This window comes from Pseudomonas sp. ANT_H12B, assembly GCF_008369325.1.
GTDB lineage: Bacteria > Pseudomonadota > Gammaproteobacteria > Pseudomonadales > Pseudomonadaceae > Aquipseudomonas.
Genome location: NZ_VOBI01000004.1, coordinates 80,931 through 98,945, shown reverse-complemented (window position 1 = coordinate 98,945; position 18,015 = coordinate 80,931). Strand labels below are relative to the sequence as shown.

17 protein-coding genes are annotated in these 18,015 nt (G+C 58.1%); 16 read left to right on the top strand and 1 reads right to left on the bottom strand.

The annotated features are described in order from the left end of the window. The first annotated feature begins 183 nt into the window (after positions 1–183). From FQ185_RS08035 to FQ185_RS07960, 16 genes are all read left to right on the top strand, one after another. Positions 184–1,248 carry an amidohydrolase family protein gene (locus FQ185_RS08035; RefSeq protein WP_020300781.1) on the top strand — a complete coding sequence of 355 codons (1,065 nt, stop codon included), beginning with the start codon at positions 184–186 and terminating at the stop codon, positions 1,246–1,248. Beyond that, complete coding sequence (locus FQ185_RS08030) at positions 1,248–2,099, top strand: fumarylacetoacetate hydrolase family protein (RefSeq protein ID WP_057005052.1); 852 nt, start codon at positions 1,248–1,250, stop codon at positions 2,097–2,099. Before FQ185_RS08035 ends, FQ185_RS08030 begins: the two co-directional genes overlap by 1 nt. A 13-nt stretch (positions 2,100–2,112) precedes the next feature. Then, the gene (locus FQ185_RS08025) at positions 2,113–3,015 is read left to right on the top strand and encodes a 3-hydroxyacyl-CoA dehydrogenase (RefSeq protein WP_057005053.1); all 903 of its coding nucleotides are present in this window, start codon (positions 2,113–2,115) and stop codon (positions 3,013–3,015) included. Further along, complete coding sequence (locus FQ185_RS08020) at positions 3,012–4,187, top strand: thiolase family protein (RefSeq protein ID WP_057005054.1); 1,176 nt, start codon at positions 3,012–3,014, stop codon at positions 4,185–4,187. Before FQ185_RS08025 ends, FQ185_RS08020 begins: the two co-directional genes overlap by 4 nt. A 1-nt stretch (position 4,188) precedes the next feature. After that, positions 4,189–4,692: a carboxymuconolactone decarboxylase family protein gene (locus FQ185_RS08015; protein WP_169850674.1), complete on the top strand. Its 504-nt coding sequence runs from the start codon at positions 4,189–4,191 to the stop codon at positions 4,690–4,692. Between the two features lie 139 nt (positions 4,693–4,831). Continuing rightward, positions 4,832–6,109, top strand: coding sequence for a cytochrome P450 (locus FQ185_RS08010; protein ID WP_057005055.1), 1,278 nt, complete (start codon positions 4,832–4,834; stop codon positions 6,107–6,109). 113 nt (positions 6,110–6,222) lie between these two features. Further along, positions 6,223–7,530, top strand: coding sequence for an amidohydrolase family protein (locus FQ185_RS08005; protein WP_057005056.1), 1,308 nt, complete (start codon positions 6,223–6,225; stop codon positions 7,528–7,530). Positions 7,531–7,640: 110 nt separating this feature from the next. Beyond that, positions 7,641–8,789 carry an acyl-CoA dehydrogenase family protein gene (locus FQ185_RS08000; protein WP_057005057.1) on the top strand — a complete coding sequence of 383 codons (1,149 nt, stop codon included), beginning with the start codon at positions 7,641–7,643 and terminating at the stop codon, positions 8,787–8,789. After that, positions 8,789–9,862, top strand: a complete 1,074-nt coding sequence (locus FQ185_RS07995) for an acyl-CoA dehydrogenase family protein (protein WP_057005058.1) — start codon at positions 8,789–8,791, stop codon at positions 9,860–9,862. Before FQ185_RS08000 ends, FQ185_RS07995 begins: the two co-directional genes overlap by 1 nt. Next, a complete protein-coding gene (locus FQ185_RS07990; protein WP_057005059.1) occupies positions 9,859–10,659 on the top strand; it encodes a crotonase/enoyl-CoA hydratase family protein in 801 nt (266 codons plus the stop codon). Before FQ185_RS07995 ends, FQ185_RS07990 begins: the two co-directional genes overlap by 4 nt. Positions 10,660–10,701: 42 nt before the next feature. Further along, positions 10,702–11,826 carry an acyl-CoA dehydrogenase family protein gene (locus tag FQ185_RS07985; RefSeq protein ID WP_057005060.1) on the top strand — a complete coding sequence of 375 codons (1,125 nt, stop codon included), beginning with the start codon at positions 10,702–10,704 and terminating at the stop codon, positions 11,824–11,826. Between the two features lie 24 nt (positions 11,827–11,850). Beyond that, entirely contained in the window at positions 11,851–12,402 is a 552-nt protein-coding gene (locus FQ185_RS07980) for a glutathione peroxidase (RefSeq protein ID WP_057005061.1), read from the top strand. A gap of 4 nt (positions 12,403–12,406) precedes the next feature. Beyond that, complete coding sequence (panC, locus tag FQ185_RS07975; RefSeq protein ID WP_149417025.1) at positions 12,407–13,291, top strand: pantoate--beta-alanine ligase; 885 nt, start codon at positions 12,407–12,409, stop codon at positions 13,289–13,291. Then, complete coding sequence (locus FQ185_RS07970) at positions 13,288–14,145, top strand: cache domain-containing protein (protein ID WP_057005063.1); 858 nt, start codon at positions 13,288–13,290, stop codon at positions 14,143–14,145. The genes panC and FQ185_RS07970 overlap by 4 nt, the downstream gene beginning before the upstream one ends. Positions 14,146–14,187: 42 nt before the next feature. After that, positions 14,188–14,928, top strand: a complete 741-nt coding sequence (locus tag FQ185_RS07965) for an alpha/beta fold hydrolase (protein ID WP_057005064.1) — start codon at positions 14,188–14,190, stop codon at positions 14,926–14,928. Further along, the gene (locus FQ185_RS07960; protein ID WP_057005065.1) at positions 14,928–16,130 is read left to right on the top strand and encodes an MFS transporter; all 1,203 of its coding nucleotides are present in this window, start codon (positions 14,928–14,930) and stop codon (positions 16,128–16,130) included. Before FQ185_RS07965 ends, FQ185_RS07960 begins: the two co-directional genes overlap by 1 nt. A 205-nt stretch (positions 16,131–16,335) precedes the next feature. Here the strand turns inward: FQ185_RS07960 and FQ185_RS07955 are convergent, their stop codons facing one another. Then, a complete protein-coding gene (locus tag FQ185_RS07955) occupies positions 16,336–17,790 on the bottom strand; it encodes a site-specific integrase (RefSeq protein ID WP_057005066.1) in 1,455 nt (484 codons plus the stop codon). Positions 17,791–18,015: the final 225 nt, after the last annotated feature.

The following is an 18,015-nucleotide window of genomic DNA, read 5'->3' as shown; positions in this document are numbered from 1 at the left end:
CAGGCCTCTCCGCGCGCAAATAAAATAAATTGAACAGTATTTTGATTTCTGCTCAATTTAATCTTAAGCTCTGGTCTTGGCAGTGAGCCGTCGGCTTCCCCTTTTCGCGGCAATTTGATCCAGGCCACGTGAAGGCACCGCACAAATAACCAACAAAAAGTGCCAACTTCGAGGTACCTAGACATGCTTATCGATCTTCACGCCCACGCACCGCACCCTGGCTATTACAACCAGCACCCTCACTGGGGGCCGTTCTTTGAGCAGCACGCCGATGGCGATATCAAGCTGCGTGTCGGTGACTGGATTCTCGGTCTTGGGTCGCCAGAGCGTAAGGCTGCCGTGCGCTCCGGCAAGGGGCCCAAGCTTGAAGAGTATTTTGCGCGCTGGGCTGATCCGAAAGTGCGCTTGGCTGGCATGGATGCGGCGGGACAAAACCTGCAGGTCGTGTCCGTACCGTCCCACTGCTACATGTACTGGACCGAAGCCGAATTCGCCGTGCCTTTCGCCCGTACCGTCAACGAGACATTGGCTGAATACTGCTCCGCAGCTCCTGATCGCTTGATGTTCTGGGCTCACGTGCCTTTGAATGCGCCAGAAGCGGCGGCGGCTGAATTGCGCTACGCCTGCACCGTACTGGGCGCTAAAGGTCTGGTCGCTGGCGGCGCCAACTTCGGCGGCCTGGAGTTCGATTCGCCGGAACTCGACGTGGTGTGGAAAACCCTCTGTGATCTGGATCTGCCGATGTTTATTCACGGCTACAACCAGTCGGTCACCTGGGGCAAGAACGCCAACGACGACCGTTACGAAACCACCGCCATCGTTGGCATGCAGTACGACGAAAGCCGTTGTTTCTGGAACCTGATTTGCGGCGGCGTACTGGATCGCTTCCCTGACCTTAAGGTGTACATCACCCATGGCGGCGGCTATGTCCCGTACCAGCTCGGTCGTCTGGCCAAGACCAACGAGAACCTCGACGTCAAATACAACAAAAAGCCGCTGCTCGAGTACATGAAAAACTTCTACTTCGACGTTGAGCTGCATGAAGTACCGATGCGCCAGGCGTTGGTCGATATCATCGGTGCAGACCATGTGCTGTACGGCAGCAACTTCGGCGGTAGCGATGCCGTGCGTCACGACCTGACCCATGGCCTGAAGTTGTCCGACGCCGACTTGCGCAAGATTCGCTATGAAAACGCATGCCGCTTGCTGCACATCGATCCCGCCAAGTTGGGCAAGGTAGGTGCCTGATGAAGCTGGCACGATGTGAGTATTTTGCTACCGGCGTTTTTTGGGCTGTCGTGGATGAGGCCCAGGACCAGGTGACGCCAATTTCCGGCAATTTCAAAGATTGGGCGCCCGGCGTGACTGCCGGACGCGGCATCAGTTCGTTGCGATTCGCCGGGCCAGCGCTCCCCCTTTCCAAAGTGCGCCTGTTGCCGCCGATAGAACCCGTCAACCGGGTGGTCGTGGCTGGCGCTAATTACGCCAAGCATCTGGTGGAGTTTGGATTGAGTGCGCCGTCCCAGCCAGTCGCCTTTCTCAAGGCTTATGGCGCGCTGATTGGCGCCAATGACCCGATCCGCTTTCCACCGTTGACTGAGGAGCTCGATCACGAAGTTGAATTGGTGGCGGTCATCGGTACTGACGAGATTGACCTGGAAAACCCGCTTGCCTGCGTGCTCGGTTACACCGTCGGCAATGACGTCAGCGCGCGCGATCTGCAGCGTAGTGGGCCGGCGGGCATCGGCATGGATCTGTTCGCGGCCAAAAGCCAGGATCGGACTACTGGACTTGGTCCCTGGATCGTCACGAAGGATGAATTTGCGCAAGGGTCACCAACGCTGCGCCTGACCTTGAAAGTAAATGGTGAGACGCGCCAGGACGGCTCCACCGGCGAAATGACCTGGGGTGTTGATCATCTGATCCGCTTTGTCCAGCAGCGCTCGAGTTTTGCCTGTGGCGATGTGTTGTTCACGGGATCGCCGGCGGGAGTGGGGATGGGCACCGGTCTGTTCCTCAAGGAAGGCGATGTGGTCGAAGCCAGCGTCGAAGGCATTGGCACGTTGCGCAATGTGGTCAGTAAAAAGAACCGCGCCTAATCGAGAGCCAAACATGAACGCCAATAAAGAAAAAGTAGTCGTCGTCGGTGCGGGTCTGATGGGCACCGGTATTGCGCATGCGTTCGCCAGCTCCGGTTTCAGTACCTTGTTGGTCGATACCAATGCCGCCTCCCTGACAAACGCCAGGGCGAGCATCGAAAAAATCCTCGCCGATGGCGTGCGCCTGGGCAAAGTCAGCGAAGAAAAAGCCCGGCAATCGTTGGCCAATCTACTGACCTGCAGCGACTTGACTGAAGCGGCGAGTGGCGCCAATTGGCTGGTTGAAACAGTCTCAGAGCAGTTGGCAGTGAAGAAGGCGGTGCTCGCGCAAGCGGCGCCACTGCTGGCACCGGACGCGATTATAGCGACCAATACGTCGGCCCTGAGCGTGACCGAAATTGCGGCGTCAGTGGAGTGTGCAGATCGCGTGATCGGCATGCACTTCTTCAATCCGGTGCACAAAATGAAACTGGTGGAGCTCGTGCGGGGGCTGGCTACCAGTGATGAGGTCGTGGCGCGCACGCGTACCTTGTGCGAGCAGATTGGCAAAACCTCGATCATCGTCAATGAGTCACCAGGATTGACCACCAGTCGCATGTCTGCGCTGTTGGGCAACGAGGCAATGTGGATGCTGCAGGAAGGCACCGCGACCGCTGAAGACATCGACACGGCTCTGCGCCTGGGCTTTAACCATCCGATGGGCCCATTGGAGCTGGGTGACCTGACTGGTTGGGATACGCGGCTGTCTGTTCTGCGTTATCTGCATCAGACCCTGGGTGAGAAATTCAGGCCGTGCCCGCTGATCATCAAAATGGTCGCTGCCGGGCGACTGGGGCGAAAGTCAGGGCAGGGGGTTTACCGCTACGAAGACGGTAAACAAGTACCAGGTTCAGGGCTCAAGGCGAGTGCGTTATGAAAGACATCGTCATAGTTGATGCGGTACGCACGCCAATCGGCAAGTTCCGCGGCAGCCTGGCCGGCGTGCGCGCCGATCACCTCGGGTCGCTGGTGCTCAGCCGGTTGCTGGAACGGGTCGATGTGTCGCCGACGTTGGTCGACGATGTGATATTTGGCAATGTCACGCAAATTGGCGAGCAGTCCGCCAACATCGCCCGTACAGCCTTGCTCGGTGCCGGTTGGCCGGTCACCGTGCCGGGCCTGACCATCGACCGTAAATGTGGGTCGGGCGAAGTGGCCGTGCATTTGGCCGTTGGCGCCATCGCGGCTGGATCCGCTGATATCGTGGTGGCAGGTGGTGCGGAAAACATGAGCCGCGTGCCCATGGGCAGTAACCGTGAAATTCACGGCGAAGCGTTTGGCTGGATGGCAGTGCAACGCTATGAACTGACCAGTCAGGGCGAGGCTGCTGAACGTATCGCCGACAAATGGGCGCTCAGTCGCGATGCGCTGGATGATTTCGCTTTTGCCAGCCATCAGCGTGCTGCCGCGGCGTCCGATGCTGGTTATTTCGATAATGAAATAGTGCCGGTTGCGGTCGAGGAGCTACGAGAGCAAGTGCTGACGGAGCCAGTTGCTGTGTTGCGCGAGGACGAAACCATTCGCCGTGATACATCGCGGGAAAAACTGTCGACGCTAAAAACCAGTTTTCGTCCGGACACCGGTCGAATCACCGCTGGCAACTCGTCACAGATCTCCGACGGAGCAGCGGCATTGCTGTTGATGAGTGCCGAAACCGCGAAAAAACTCGGGCTCAGGGCTCGAGCGCGGATTGTGGCGTTCACAACCGTCGGGTCCGATCCGACGTTAATGCTCACCGGGCCGATTGCTGCCACCCAAAAGGTGTTGAGCCAGGCCGGGCTGAACATCAACGACATCGACTTGTTCGAGGTCAATGAAGCGTTTGCCTCGGTGCCGCTAGCCTGGATGCAGGAGACCGGTGTGTCGCACGACAAGTTGAACGTCAACGGTGGCGCTATTGCCCTCGGTCATCCATTGGGCGCCAGTGGTGCACGCTTGATGACCACCTTGTTGAACGAGCTTGAGCGCCGCGGCGGGCGTTTTGGCCTGCAAGCCATTTGCTGCGCCGGCGGCATGGGCACGGCGACCATTATCGAACGGCTCGATTGAGATGGCGCGCCTACCGCTGATCCCACTGGATGCCATGCCGGCTGCGTTGCAAGACGCGGTGGAGCGGGGCCGGCGCAGTCGCATGCTCAGTTCAACGACGCCGGTGCAGGTCTGGGCTCACCGACCCAAGGTAGCCCTGGCCTGGCTGGGTTTGATGGAGAGCCTGCACAGCGACAGCCTGCTCGATGAGCGTTTACGCGAGTTGGTGCGGCTGAAAATCGCCAGCATCACCACTTGCCAGGCCTGCCAACTGGCGCGCAAGTCCGACTCAGTTACTGAAGAGGATATTGCGTGCATGGCGACGGACAGCGAGTCCTTCACGCCAGCCGAACGTGCCGCGTTGCGTTATGCCGAGTTGTTTGCCAGCGATTACCTGGAGATCGACGACACGCATTTCTTGCGACTCGGGGAGTTTTTCTCTGACGCCCAGGTGGCAGAGCTGGGGCTGTACTGCGCCCTGATGTTGGCGGGTGGCCGCATGACACTGGTGCAGCAGGCCTATTGACACGTCTCGCAGCACAAATAGTTGATCGAATTATTAATAAGTGTCCAATACCGATCTAGTCAGGCCTATTATCAGCCAGAAGGTATGGCCTTAAGCAGCTACCTGACAAAAAATAATGACAAAAATAGCGGAGACGATCATGTCCACACCGGTGCAGAACGATCTGACGAAGGCTTTCACCGACGTAGCCAGTAATTATCGCGGTACCAGCGATATCGACCTGCACGCGACTTACCGCGATATGCGCGCCAATTCGCCCGTGCTGCAAGGCAACTTCATGGCAAGTCTGGGCGTGCCGTCGATTGCCGGCCTGGATGCCAGCCGGCCAACCTTCACACTGTTCAAATACGACGATGTCATGGCGGTCATGCGTGACGCCGGCACCTTTACCAGCGGTTTTATCGCCGAGGGGCTGGGTGCGTTTTTCGATGGCTTGATCCTCACTGCAATGGACGGGGATGCTCACAAGAACATCCGTAATCTGCTGCAACCGGTATTCATGCCCGAGACGGTGAATCGCTGGAAAGAAACTAAGATCGATCGGGTGATTCGCGAGGAGTATCTCAAGCCGATGGTCCCGGCCAAGGGTGCCGATCTGATGGACTTTGCCCTGTATTTTCCGATCCGGGTGATTTACGCGTTGATCGGCTTTCCCGAGGATCGTCCCGAGCAGATCGAGCAGTACGCGGCCTGGGCGCTGGCCATCCTGGCGGGCCCGCAAGTCGATCCGGAAAAAGCCGCCGCGGCCCGCGGCGCGGCCATGCAGGCCGCTCAGGCTCTGTACGATGTGGTGAAAGTGGTGGTGTCCGAGCGTCGCGCCGAGGGCGCATCGGGCGATGACCTGATCAGCCGGCTGATCAACGCGGAGTATCAAGGACGGTCGCTGGACGATCATGAAATCGCCACCTTTGTACGCTCACTGCTCCCGGCTGCCAGCGAAACCACGACTCGCACCTTCGGTACCTTGATGTCGTTGCTGCTGCAAAATCCGGAGGTGCTGGAGCGGGTGCGTAATGACCGTAGCCTTGTAAACAAGGCCATCGACGAGGCGGTGCGCTTCGAGCCTGTGGCCACCTTCAAGGTGCGTCAGGCCGCCAAGGACCTGGAGATCCGCGGTGTAGCCATCCCCAAAGGGGCAATGGTGCAATGCATCGTGACCTCGGCCAATCGCGACGAAGATGCATTCGAAAACGCCGATAAATTCGACATCGACCGCAAGCCCAAACCTTCGTTTGGCTTCGGCTTTGGCCCACACATGTGTATCGGTCAATTCGTGGCCAAAACCGAGATCAACTGCGCACTGAATGCGATCCTCGACCTGATGCCCAACATCCGTCTCGACCCTGACAAACCCGGGCCGCAGATCGTCGGCGCACAGCTGCGCGGTCCGCACTATTTGCACGTGCTGTGGGACTGATGGAGATGCGCACTCGATTTAATATGAACAGATTCAAAAAATGTGTTTAATTAAATAGAGATGTGCACTATGATTCAGGCACAACAACAAGCCCGAATGCGAAGGGGAAAACAATGAAAGTTGAAGATCTGATTCTTGTCAGCGTCGATGACCACGCGATCGAGCCGCCGAATGCTTTTGCTCGCCACATGCCCGCCCGCTTCAAGGGTCGTGAGCCGCATGTGGTCAAAAAGGGTGATCGTGATGTGTGGGTCTTCGAGGAACAGGCCACTGGCTACATGGGCCTCAATTCCGTGGTCGGTCGACCAAAAGAGGAATACGGCATGGAGCCGCTGGGCTACGAGCAAATGCGCCGTGGCACCTGGAACATCAAGGACCGCGTCGACGACATGAACGCCAACGGCGTACTCGGTTCATTGTGCTTCCCCACCTTTCCGGGTTTTGCCGGACAGCGTTTCCAGGTACACGCTGACCGAGACGTGGCGATGGCGGCCATCCAGGCCTACAACGACTGGCATTTGCACGATTGGTGCAACGCTGCGCCAGGCCGTTTCATTCCGCTGATGATCGTGCCGTGGTGGGACATGAAAGCCGCGGCTGCCGAAGTCGAACGTCTGGCCAGACAAGGTGTGCACGCGCTTTCGCTGTCGGACAACCCGGCTATTCATGGCTACCCGTCGATCCATAGCGATTACTGGGACCCGCTGTGGAAAGCCTGCAGCGATAACAAGGTGGTGATCTGCTGCCATATCGGTACCGGCGTGAAAGCTCAACACGCTTCGGATTTGTCGCCTATCGACGCTTGGATCACCTCCATGCCGATTTCCATCGCCAACTCCGCCGCAGACTGGATCTGGGCGCCGATGTGGAAGAAATTCCCGGACCTGCGCATGGCGCTTTCCGAAGGCGGCATCGGCTGGATTCCTTATTTGCTGGAGCGTGCTGACTTCACCCACCGTCACCATAACGCGTGGACCAATTCCAACTTCGACGGGAAGATGCCCAGCGACATCTTCAACAAGCACTTCATCACCTGCTTCATTGAAGATAATTTCGGCCTGAAGAACCTCGATTATCTGAACGCCGAGATGGTTACGTGGGAAAGCGATTACCCGCACTCCGACTGCACCTGGCCGAACTCGCCGGAAACCGCTTGGGAAGGGTTGCAGCACCTGCCTAAAGAGATGATCGACAAAGTCACTCACTTGAACGCAATGCGTGAGTTTTCCTTCGATCCGTTCGCTATCCACGGTCGGGAAAACTGCACGGTCGGCGCGCTGCGGGCTCAGGCCACGCACGTCAGCACCGAGCCAGCACTGGGCTTGGGTGGTGCCGATCATGGTCGTCACGACAACAAGCCGGTCACCTCCGGCGACATCAATGCGATGTTTGCCGAGGCTGACGCGCAAACCGCGTTGTAAGTTGCCGCTGTTCCTACAGTCGCCGGCCAACGGCGACTGTGGAGCGGTTGCCGATCTGTGGTCGCTTCGTTCGAAGCGATTGCGCCTGTGTTCAGCGTTAGAGAGCGCATATGGCCATCAGTCAATTTTCCTACAGTAATATTCCTCCCGAGGCGGAAGCGCTTCGCACCGAAGTGCGGGCGTTCATTCTCGACACACTGGCCGATTACCCACCGACCTTGAGTGCACAGTCCTGGATGGGCTTCGACGCTGAATTCAGCAAGAAGCTCGGCGCGCGGGGCTGGGTGGGCATGGCCTTGCCCAAAGCCTACGGCGGTGGCGAGGCGGGTCCTTTTGCACGCTACGTGATCATTGAAGAATTGCTGGCCGCCGGTGCGCCGGTATCGGCTCACTGGATCGCCGACCGGCAAAGTGGGCCGCTGATCAATCGCTTCGGTACCGAGCAACAAAAACAGCACTTTCTTCCAGCCATTTGCCGGGGTGAAAGTTACTTCTGCATTGGCATGAGCGAGCCCAATTCCGGCTCGGACCTGGCTTCGATCAAAAGCACTGCTGTGCGTGATGGCGATAGCTGGCTCGTCAATGGCCAGAAGGTCTGGACCACCAACGCGCACCATTCGCAGTACATGATTGCCCTGGTGCGTACCGGTGAGAAACAAGCGGCCCGGCATGAGGGCATGTCGCAATTCATCGTCGACCTGAGCCTGCCCGGCATCACCATTCGCCCGATTCGCGACCTGGCCGGTGGCGAGCACTTCAACGAAGTGTTCTTCGACAATGTAAGGCTACCCGCCGACGCTTTGATCGGCACTGAAGGGAAGGGATGGGACCAGGTGACCGCCGAACTGGCCTTCGAACGCAGCGGCCCTGAACGCTTCCTCAGTTGTATGGCGTTGTTGAAAACACTGATCGACGCGGTGGGCAAGTCCCCTGACGCACTACAAGCGCGGGAGATCGGGCGACTGTCAGCCAAGCTGCTGACGCTGCGCAATATGTCGTTGTCGGTCACGGCACAGTTGGCAGCGGGTGAACATCCAGCCTGGGCGGCCTCCTGTGTGAAAGACCTTGGCAATGCTTTTGAGCAGGAAATTCCCGAAGTAGCCCAGCTGTTGCTGGAAACCGAGCCACGGCAGGACGGCGGCAGCGAGCACGCACGCGTGCTGGCCTACCTGACACAGATGGCGCCCTCATTCTCACTGCGCGGGGGCACTCGCGAAATTCTGCGCGGCATCATTGCCCGCGGCCTGGGGTTGCGATAATGCGCGAGATATTCGAAGCGACGATTGAACGCCTGTTTGCCGATCTGGCGACGCCGGCTTATGTGATGAGCTGTGAAGGCGGCGAATGGCCGGCCGAGTTATGGGCTGCGCTGGACGAGTCGGGCTTCACCCTGGCGGGTGTCACCGAAGCGCTGGGCGGCGCTGAGGCCAGTTGGGCCGATATGTATGTGCTGATCCGTGCCGCTGGGCGCTTTTCAGTACCTGCACCTTTGGGTGAAGCCCTGCTCGGCAATTGGCTGCTGAGCAGGGCTGGCCTGGAGGGCAGGGCAGGTGCCATCAGCGTGGCCGCCAACGCCGATCTGGTACTTGAGGGCGAGCGCGTTTACGGCACCGTCTACTCGGTCCCTTGGGGGCGCAACGTTGAAGCGGTCGTCGCCATCGCCAATAGCCCAACCGGCGTGGCGCATGTGGTGCTGCTGTCGCGAATCGCGGCGAGTGAACTGACGTTGAGTCTGAATGTGGCAGGCGAACCGCGCGATGATTTGGGTTTCACCAGTGCCCAGGTACTGGCACAAGCACCGTTGCCCGGCGGGCTCGACGCCAACGTCCTGGAACTGGGCGGCGCGATGCTGCGCGCGGCGCAGACCGCCGGGGCTTTGCACGCCCTACTGGACATGACCGCCAACTATGCCGGTGAACGCAAGCAGTTCGGCAAGGCAATTGGTTCTTTCCAGGCCATTCAACAACAGCTTGCAGTGTTCGCTGAGCAGGCTGCCGCCGCCGGCATCGCGGCCGAGGCGGCCTTCACGGAATCCAGTGCGGGGCTCGCGGCGCTGACCATTGCCGCGGCAAAAATCAGCACCGCAGAAGCCGCAAGCGTCGGCGCAAGCATCGCCCATTCAGTGCATGGCGCCATTGGCTTTACCGAGGAATATCCGCTGCATCTGCTCACCCGTCGGTTGTGGGCGTGGCGCAGTGAATTCGGCTCGGCCAGCCTTTGGAGTCAACGCCTGGGTACTCAGATATGCCAAGGCGGCAGCGATGGATACTGGCCCTTGCTCACCAGCCATGGCCAACAACCCTTAACCCGTCTCGCGAGTAATCCGGTATGAGCCCGTTTCTACAGATTGAGCGTGAGGGCGGCATCGTCACCGTGCGCATGAACCATCCCGACACGCGCAATGCCCTGACGACGCGCGAGCAGATCCAGGAGTTTGTCGATCTCTGCGCTGAACTGCGCCGTGACATGTCGGTACGGGTAATGGTGCTTACCGGCAATGGCAGCGCTTTCTGTGCCGGTGGCAACGTCAAGGACATGCACGAGCGCGGCGGCATTTTCGCCGGCTCGCCGTATGAACTGCGCAATACCTACCGGGACGGCATTCAGCGTATTCCCCTGGCGATTTATGAGCTGGATATCCCGGTGATCGCCGCGGTTAACGGCCCGGCGATCGGTGCGGGCCTCGATCTTGCCTGTATGTGCGATATCCGGCTGGCGGCGCCCAAGGCGATCTTTGCCGAGAGTTTCGTGCGTCTGGGCATCGTTCCGGGTGACGGCGGCGCCTGGCTGTTGCCGCGCATCATTGGTATCCCTAAAGCCAGTCTGATGGCGTTTACCGGTGACGCTATCGATGCAGCCAAGGCGCTGGAATGGGGGCTTGTCGAGCAAGTCTGCACCCACGAAACGCTGCAATCGGAAGCGCAGGCGCTCGCGCGCCGAATCGCCAGCAACCCGGGTCATGCGTTACGCCTGTGCAAGCGTCTGCTGCGCGAAGGCCAACATATGCGCCTCGATTCGCTGCTGGAATTGTCGGCGGCGTATCAGGCGTTGGCGCATCACACCGAAGACCATCATGAAGCGGTGGCGGCTTTTGTCGACAAGCGCGATCCCAATTACCAGGACCGCTGATTACCCATCGCCTAATACAAGAATCGATCTGGAGTAAGCAAAATGCGTGGCGTATTTCGAGAAGACCACAACATGTTCCGTGATCAGGCCCGCCGTTTCGTCGACCGCGAAATCGTGCCCTACCTGCATGAGTGGGAAAAAAACGGCATCGTTCCCAAGGAAGTCTGGCTCAAGGCCGGTGAGAACGGCTTGTTATGCTCCACGGTGCCTGAAGAATACGGTGGCCCCGGAGGCGACTTCGGTCACTCGGCGGTGATGATCGAAGAGCTGGCGCGGGCCAACGCTACCGCCGTGGGTTTCACCACCCACTCGGAAATCGTCACGCCTTACATCGTTGCCTATGGCAGCGAAGAGCAGAAGCAGCAATGGCTGCCACGTATGGTCAGTGGTGAGTTGATCGGCGTCATCGCCATGAGCGAGCCGGGTATCGGCAGCGACCTGCGTGCCATGCGCACTTCGGCGCGGCGTGACGGTGATGACTACATCGTCAACGGCCAGAAGACCTTTATCACCAACGGCGGCAATGCCGGACTGGTGGTCACCGCCACCAAGATTGATCCGGCGGCCAAGGAACTCACACTGATCTGCGTTGAGGAAGACCGAGCCGGCTTCGCCAAGGGGCGTCTGCTGGAAAAGATTGGCCTGAAAGGGCAAGACACTGCCGAATTGTTTTTTGATGAAGTCCGGGTGCCCGTCGGCAATCGATTGGGTGAGGAGGGCATGGGATTCAAATACCTGACTCATCAATTGGCCTGGGAACGCCTGATCATCGCGATCCGTGCCGCGCAATCCATCGACACGCTGCTGGAAGAAACCATCGGCTACACCCGGGAGCGCAAGGTCTTCGGAAAACCGGTGCTCGACTTCCAGAACACCCGCTTCAAACTCGCTGAAGCCAAGGCCCAGGCCACCATGCTGCGGGTGTTCGTCGACGACTGTCTGGCCAAAGTGATGCGCGGTGAACTGACGCCGGAAATCGCGGCAATGGCCAAGCTGCTGGGCTCGGAGATGCAAGGCAAGCTGCTTGATGAGTTTCTGCAATTACATGGCGGCTACGGCTTCATGAGCGAATACAAGATCAGCCGCGCCTGGGTTGACGCCCGGGTCGCGCGCATCTATGGCGGCACCTCTGAAATCATGAAAGAAATTATCGGCCGTACCCTTTGAAGCACATTTGCATGAGGCAAACAGATGAGTAATTCCCTTTACGACATTTCGCTGAAGCAGATCGATGGAAGCGTCCGCACCCTTGGCGACTATCGGGGCAAGGTCCTGTTGGTGGTCAATGTCGCTTCAAAATGCGGGCTGACCCCGCAATACGAGGGCTTGGAAAAACTGTACCAAGACAAAAAATCCCAAGGCCTGGAAATACTGGGTTTCCCCGCCAACAACTTCAAGGAGCAAGAACCGGGTAGCGATGTGGAAATCGTTGAGTTCTGTTCAGTGAACTATGACATTCACTTTCCGTTGTTCTCGAAAATCTCGGTTGTCGGCGCGGACCAGCATCCTCTCTACGCCGAGCTGACTGCTGCACAGCCCGAGTCCACGGGTGAAGGTCCTTTCCGAGAGCGCTTGACGGGTTATGGCATCAAGTCAGACAACACAACGGACGTACTCTGGAATTTCGAAAAGTTTCTGATTGATCGGCAGGGCACGGTCGTTGCCCGTTTCGCTCCAGACATCGCGGCTGATGATCCTCGTTTGCTTGAAGCAATCGAAGCTCAATTGGTCCAAGAGGCGTGAAGCGGTGCTGACAGTCGATACGGTTAGCGCGCTTCGTGCGCTCGTGGCCCGTGCACGAGGTGAAAACAAGAAAGTCGCGCTGGTGCCGACAATGGGCAACCTGCATGACGGTCATATCGGCCTGATTCATTGCGCAAAGCAGCGAGCCGATTTTGTGGTCGCCAGCATCTTCGTCAATCCACTCCAGTTCGGGGCGAATGAGGATCTGGCCAACTATCCTCGGACCCCCGACGCCGATCGCGAAAGACTGGTCAACGCCGGGTGTGATGCGCTGTTTGCCCCTGCTGTCGAACAGATCTATCCAGATGGAATGCTCAATCAGGCCATCGTCAGTGTGCCGAACGTGTCTGAAGGTCTTTGCGCTGCGGCACGTCCTGGTCACTTTGATGGCATGGCCACTGTCGTCGTCAAGCTGCTGAACATTGTTCAGCCAGACGTGGCTGTTTTCGGGGAAAAGGACTATCAGCAGCTGGCAGTCGTCCGCTCCATGGTCAGGGATCTGAATATGGTGACTGACGTTGTCGGTGCACCGACGATCCGGGCCGCGGACGGCTTGGCATTATCGTCGCGCAACGGCTATCTGAGTGACCATGAGCGTTCGGTGGCCCCCGTCCTTTACGCTTGTTTGAAGCAAATGGAGGCGAGTATCCAGGTTGAGGGGCGGGTGACTGAGCACCTGTTGATTGAATGTCATCAACGTATAAGCGACGCCGGTTTTCAGCCGGAATACTTTGAAGTCAGGAATGCTCAGGATTTAAAACCTCTGACCAGCTCCGATACTCACTTTGTGATTCTTGTGGCGGCGCGCATCGGCAAAACGCGGCTCATTGACAATCTGACGGTGGACCTTCGGCCATCAAAAAGATCACCAGAGGAACAACACCCATGAGCCTCTATCGAGCGTTCACTGTTCTTGGCCTGTGCCTTGTCTCTCTTGTCGGCATGGCTCAACAAGCGCCAGTGGATGCCTATGGTGCCGACACCCAGCGTGCCAACGCCTTGCTGTTAAAAGCTGTCGCCGAATACAAAGCCAAGGGCGACACCGCCCTGGCTGAGTTCAGTCGCCAGGGAGCCTATGTCGATGGAGAGCTGTACATCTACGTTGTCGATACCTCCGGCGTGATGCTTGCCAGCGGAGGGCCTTCGGTTTCACTGGTCGGAAAACCGGTGGTCAGCGTTCTGGACGACGACCTCAAGGCTGCATTCCAGCAAGCGATTTCGCAGCCAGACGACGGCATCGTGCGTAGCGCCGAATACCGCTGGTGGAACTGGCAACACGGTAAGGTCGAGCGTAAGCGCGTGTTCTATCAACGTGTGAAAGATCGGGTGATCTCCGTGGGTTACTACATGCCACGGTCCAGCCCTGAACAGGCACAACAGCTGCTGCGCCAGATTTCGGCGCAAGTTGCCAGCGACGCAAAAGCCACTGTCGGGCGCATTAATCAGCACGATAAGCAGCTCACCCAGGATGATCTCTATGCCTTTGTGGTGGACCTGAAAACCAGGCGGTTCATCGCTCACGGCTTTTCGCCCCGGCTGATCGGCACCGACTTCAAGTCATTGCGCTCTACCGACGGCAAGCCGATTGGCGAGGACATACTCAAGCAGATGAACACGCATGAAGCAGGGGAGATCACTTATCAATGGCGTAACCCTATGACGGGGCAGAATGAATACAAGAGGACTTTTCTGCAGCGGGTTAATGGATACGTCGTCGCCGTGGGCTGCTATGCAATCAAGTGATCAAAACAGGGACCACCGGCGCCCGCAGCAAGGAGTGTGCGCATGACTGATTTAGTATTGCTGCATGGCGGCAACCATGGCTCGTGGTGTTGGAAGCCTTTTGTGGAGGCGTTAAACCAACAACCCGGATGTTTCAAACGAGTGATCACTCTGGATATGCCTGGGTGCGGCAAGAAGCGCGGTCGAGATGTTGCGTCCCTGCGGCTCGACGATGTGGTCAAGGAGCTTAATGACGACCTGCATGCACTCGGTGTGAACCAGGCCGTGTTGCTTGGGCATTCCATTGCGGGGGTCGTGCTGCCAATGATGGTGTTGGCTGCTCCGCAACTATATTCGCAGCTGGTTTACCTGGCCTGCGCATTGCCCAGTGAAGGCCAATCGATTCTGGAGTTACTTGGCACAACGCTGCATGGCGAAAGCCCGGAACATGTCGGCTGGCCGCTGGACCCCGCGCACACAACCCCTCAAGCGCTGGCGGTGGCCATGTTCGGTCAGGACTTGAGTGAGCAAACCATGAGTTGGTTGTTAAGCGAAGCGAGCCAGGACACGACGCCACTCTGTGTGGCGACAGACTCCATCAGTCGTGCGGGATACCTGGGAATGATTCCGGCGAGTTACATCATCACACTGCGCGACAACATCCTGCCCGTCGACTGGCAACGCCGTTTTGCGCAACGTGCTGGCGCGGGCGTGGTTATCGAGATAGATACGGCGCACGAGCCGTTCGTATCACACCCGCAGCTACTGGCGGATGTCATACGAGGTATAGAGCGGCATGAGTGATGAGCGATATCGGTGTTTCAATCCGTAGCAACGGCAAGGCAATCCGCAGCGATTGGTTGATCCTGTCCATTATCAGCTTCAACTTTATCTCGTACATATGCAGTGGCTTGCCGCTTGCGGTGTTGCCGGGCTATGTCCTCAATGACCTGGGCCTGACCTCGGTTTTCGCCGGCGTGGTTATCAGCTCGCAATACCTGGCGACGCTCCTGGCCCGCCCCTTGGCCGGTGGTGTGGCCGATCGCCTGGGTGCCAAATACGCGGTTGTGTGCGGGTTCAGTGGCTTGATGTTGAGCGGCGCCCTGACGGCGCTCGCCATTATCCTGCCCACCCAACCCTGGTTGACCCTGACGCTATTACTGCTGGGGAGGCTGGTGTTGGGGGCGTCCACGGCCATGATCTCCACGCCCTGCTGCACCTGGGCCATCGGGTTATGTGGTGCCCCGCGGGCGGCACAGGTCATGTCGTGGAACGGAATAGCGGCTTACGGCGGCACGGCTGTTGGCGCGCCACTGGGTGTGCTGCTGCGCAATTCGATGGGTATCGCCAGTGTGGGGTTGTGCACCGTGTTGCTTGGCTTGGCGTTCCTGCTTTTGGCTCTGGGCAAGCGCCCAGCGCCATTGGTTGCAGGCGCCCGTCTGGCATTTCACCGAGTCCTGTTCGCCGTCATGCCCAATGGCCTGGTCCTGGTTTGCAGCTCGGTGGGATTTGGCGGGCTTACGGCGTTCGTCGCACTGTATTTCGATAGTCTCGGCTGGGATTACGCCGCCTATTGCTTAAGTGGTTTCGGCGCAGGTTTTATCGTTGCCCGATTGTCGTCGCCAGGAATACTGCAGCGATTCAGAGGGTACAAAGTGGTGGGCGGCTGCCTGCTTGTGCAGACATTGGGCATGCTGCTGATATGGCTCGCGCCTTCGCCTGCGCTGGCCATTGCCGGCGGGGCGTTAACCGGGATAGGGGTGTCATGGGTCTATCCGGGGCTTGGGGTGGAGACTTTGGCTAGCACTCCGGCCGCGAACCGTAACTCGGCGCTCAGCGCCCTTTCATTATTCTTCGATATTGCAGTGGGGATGGCCGGTCCGGTGATGGGCCTGGTTGCGTCAGGTTTTGGTTTTGCTGCGATATTTCTCTGTGCAGCACTGATGTCGATGGGCGGGTTTCTGGTAGTGCTCTGCCTATGGCGGAAGGGGCGTATACGCGATTAGTGTTAGTTGTTTAATAGCATACCTCTGTTTCACATAACTGACGTGCAAGTAAGCTCTCCGACGATCTGTCAGCGGGAAAATAACAGAACCAGCTATACCGCTATTGGCCGATTGCTGCGTGTCATGTCGGGTCGGAATCGACCCGAACCGAGCTCTCAGCGATATATACATAACTACAAGGAGTTCAGCGTTATAAGAATTCGACTTATGACGACGGCAGAGTCTCTGCGGCTGCGTAGTCTGGAAAGGACATCATCGACTCGACCGGAGGATGCTCGTAGGTTGAAGAAAGAACGGCACTGAGCCGATCGCCCAACAGGTTCCAGGCGCTTTTCTTCTCTTCGGCATAGTCGTGATGCAGGTAATGACGCCTCACCCTAGAGCCGGCCAACACATGATTTTGGCAGCGATCGATGACGTCCAGGCTGACCCCCAAGGCCTGCATCATGGTCGCGCCGGTACGGCGCAGGTCATGCGGGGTCCAGTCACCGTTCTGGCCGTCAGCAAGCACCAGGGTATCGTCATGACGCCGTCTAGAGAGGGCCTTACGGTTTTTGAACCGAGCCTGACGATCGCCGACCTGTTTGCTCACCACTTTCACATCCACATGCCCATCATCCTGCTTGTTGGGAAAGCACCATTCAGAGTTTCCCGTCAGCGTCTTGAGTTCCTGAAAGAAATGCAGGGCAAATGGCGAGAGGAACACATGGTGGTCCTGTTTCTTGCCCCGGGTGCCTTTGACGTTTTCACTGGGGAGGAACCAGGTCTGCCGGTCAAGATCGACATTTTTCCATTCGGCCTGGAGCAACTCGCCAATCCGGCACAGCGTACCCAGGCTGATCCAGAGTGCGAGTTGGGTTTCTTTCTTTAGCGGCCGTATGCCGTCGTATTTTTGCCCGGCGGGCAGGGCGTTGTAATCGGCAGTCATTTGCTGGAAGCGGTTGTGCAGTTCCAACAGCTCAGCCGGTGAAAGGATGCGGCTTCTTTCGGCCTCGTAGTCGGCTGGGATCAGAGGGGAGATGTCGACCAGTTCCGTCGGATCGCCCTCGATCAATAAGGCCCGCCAGGGCTGACGTTTTCTGGCCCAGCTGAACATCTGAGTGAGGTCGGCGAAGAAACTGATGGCTTGCCGGTGAGCGCCGCGGTTGACCACGGCGCGGATCAGCGCCCGAACATCGTGTTCGGAGACGCTGCTCACCGCGGTCTTGCCGAGTGCCGGATAAAGGTCCTTGTTAAAGCGTCGTTGCAATTCAGCATTGCCATCTTTCCGCGCTACGCCATCCAGCAGCCACGCGCTGGCCAGATCCTGGACGGTCAGCGTTTTCACCTTCGTCGTTTTTACTTGTTCAGCCTCTACGTTAGTAGCGGCGTATGCCTGGGCCTTGGCGGTTTTCTTTTGCTCGCTGGGATTGATCTGCTCATCAATGAGCGCCCGGGCCTGGTTGCGGGCCTTGCGGATGTCCGTCAGGGATTTGCGCGGCCAGGTTCCGCAGGCGTACTCTTTGTTTTGATTGCCCCAGCGATAACGGTAGAAAAAGCTGACTGACACGCCGTCCTTGCGGACTGAGATTCGACCGGCGAGATTACCATCCTCGCGGAGGATCCGGCCGGCATCATTGACGGTCAGCGACTCAAGTTCTTTGATGGTGATTTTGGCCATGAAATGGACTCCCCCTACTTTTACCCCCACAAAAACGTCGGCTCTTGATGGACGTTCCTGGACTCTCGTAGAGCAGAACACCGCTGGAGCTCAAGTAAATACTAGCTTAGAAAAATCCAGAGTAAAATTTTGGAATCTTTCAAGAAGTATGAAAAAGGAGATGGGGTGCTAGGGGTCGAGTGTTCGAATCACTCCGTCCCGACCATATTTTTCAATGACTTAGCC

Excerpts from the sequence above, each read along its gene's own strand:
- FQ185_RS08000 (WP_057005057.1), top strand. The coding sequence starts at position 7,641 with ATGGCCATCAGTCAATTTTCCTACAGTAATATTCCTCCCGAGGCGGAA.
- FQ185_RS08005 (WP_057005056.1), top strand. The coding sequence starts at position 6,223 with ATGAAAGTTGAAGATCTGATTCTTGTCAGCGTCGATGACCACGCGATC.
- FQ185_RS08010 (WP_057005055.1), top strand. The coding sequence starts at position 4,832 with ATGTCCACACCGGTGCAGAACGATCTGACGAAGGCTTTCACCGACGTA.
- FQ185_RS07960 (WP_057005065.1), top strand. The coding sequence starts at position 14,928 with ATGAGCGATATCGGTGTTTCAATCCGTAGCAACGGCAAGGCAATCCGC.
- FQ185_RS07995 (WP_057005058.1), top strand. The coding sequence starts at position 8,789 with ATGCGCGAGATATTCGAAGCGACGATTGAACGCCTGTTTGCCGATCTG.
- FQ185_RS07955 (WP_057005066.1), bottom strand. The coding sequence starts at position 17,790 with ATGGCCAAAATCACCATCAAAGAACTTGAGTCGCTGACCGTCAATGAT.
- FQ185_RS08030 (WP_057005052.1), top strand. The coding sequence starts at position 1,248 with ATGAAGCTGGCACGATGTGAGTATTTTGCTACCGGCGTTTTTTGGGCT.
- FQ185_RS08035 (WP_020300781.1), top strand. The coding sequence starts at position 184 with ATGCTTATCGATCTTCACGCCCACGCACCGCACCCTGGCTATTACAAC.
- FQ185_RS07970 (WP_057005063.1), top strand. The coding sequence starts at position 13,288 with ATGAGCCTCTATCGAGCGTTCACTGTTCTTGGCCTGTGCCTTGTCTCT.
- FQ185_RS07985 (WP_057005060.1), top strand. The coding sequence starts at position 10,702 with ATGCGTGGCGTATTTCGAGAAGACCACAACATGTTCCGTGATCAGGCC.
- FQ185_RS07990 (WP_057005059.1), top strand. The coding sequence starts at position 9,859 with ATGAGCCCGTTTCTACAGATTGAGCGTGAGGGCGGCATCGTCACCGTG.
- FQ185_RS08015 (WP_169850674.1), top strand. The coding sequence starts at position 4,189 with ATGGCGCGCCTACCGCTGATCCCACTGGATGCCATGCCGGCTGCGTTG.
- FQ185_RS07980 (WP_057005061.1), top strand. The coding sequence starts at position 11,851 with ATGAGTAATTCCCTTTACGACATTTCGCTGAAGCAGATCGATGGAAGC.
- FQ185_RS07965 (WP_057005064.1), top strand. The coding sequence starts at position 14,188 with ATGACTGATTTAGTATTGCTGCATGGCGGCAACCATGGCTCGTGGTGT.
- FQ185_RS08025 (WP_057005053.1), top strand. The coding sequence starts at position 2,113 with ATGAACGCCAATAAAGAAAAAGTAGTCGTCGTCGGTGCGGGTCTGATG.
- FQ185_RS08020 (WP_057005054.1), top strand. The coding sequence starts at position 3,012 with ATGAAAGACATCGTCATAGTTGATGCGGTACGCACGCCAATCGGCAAG.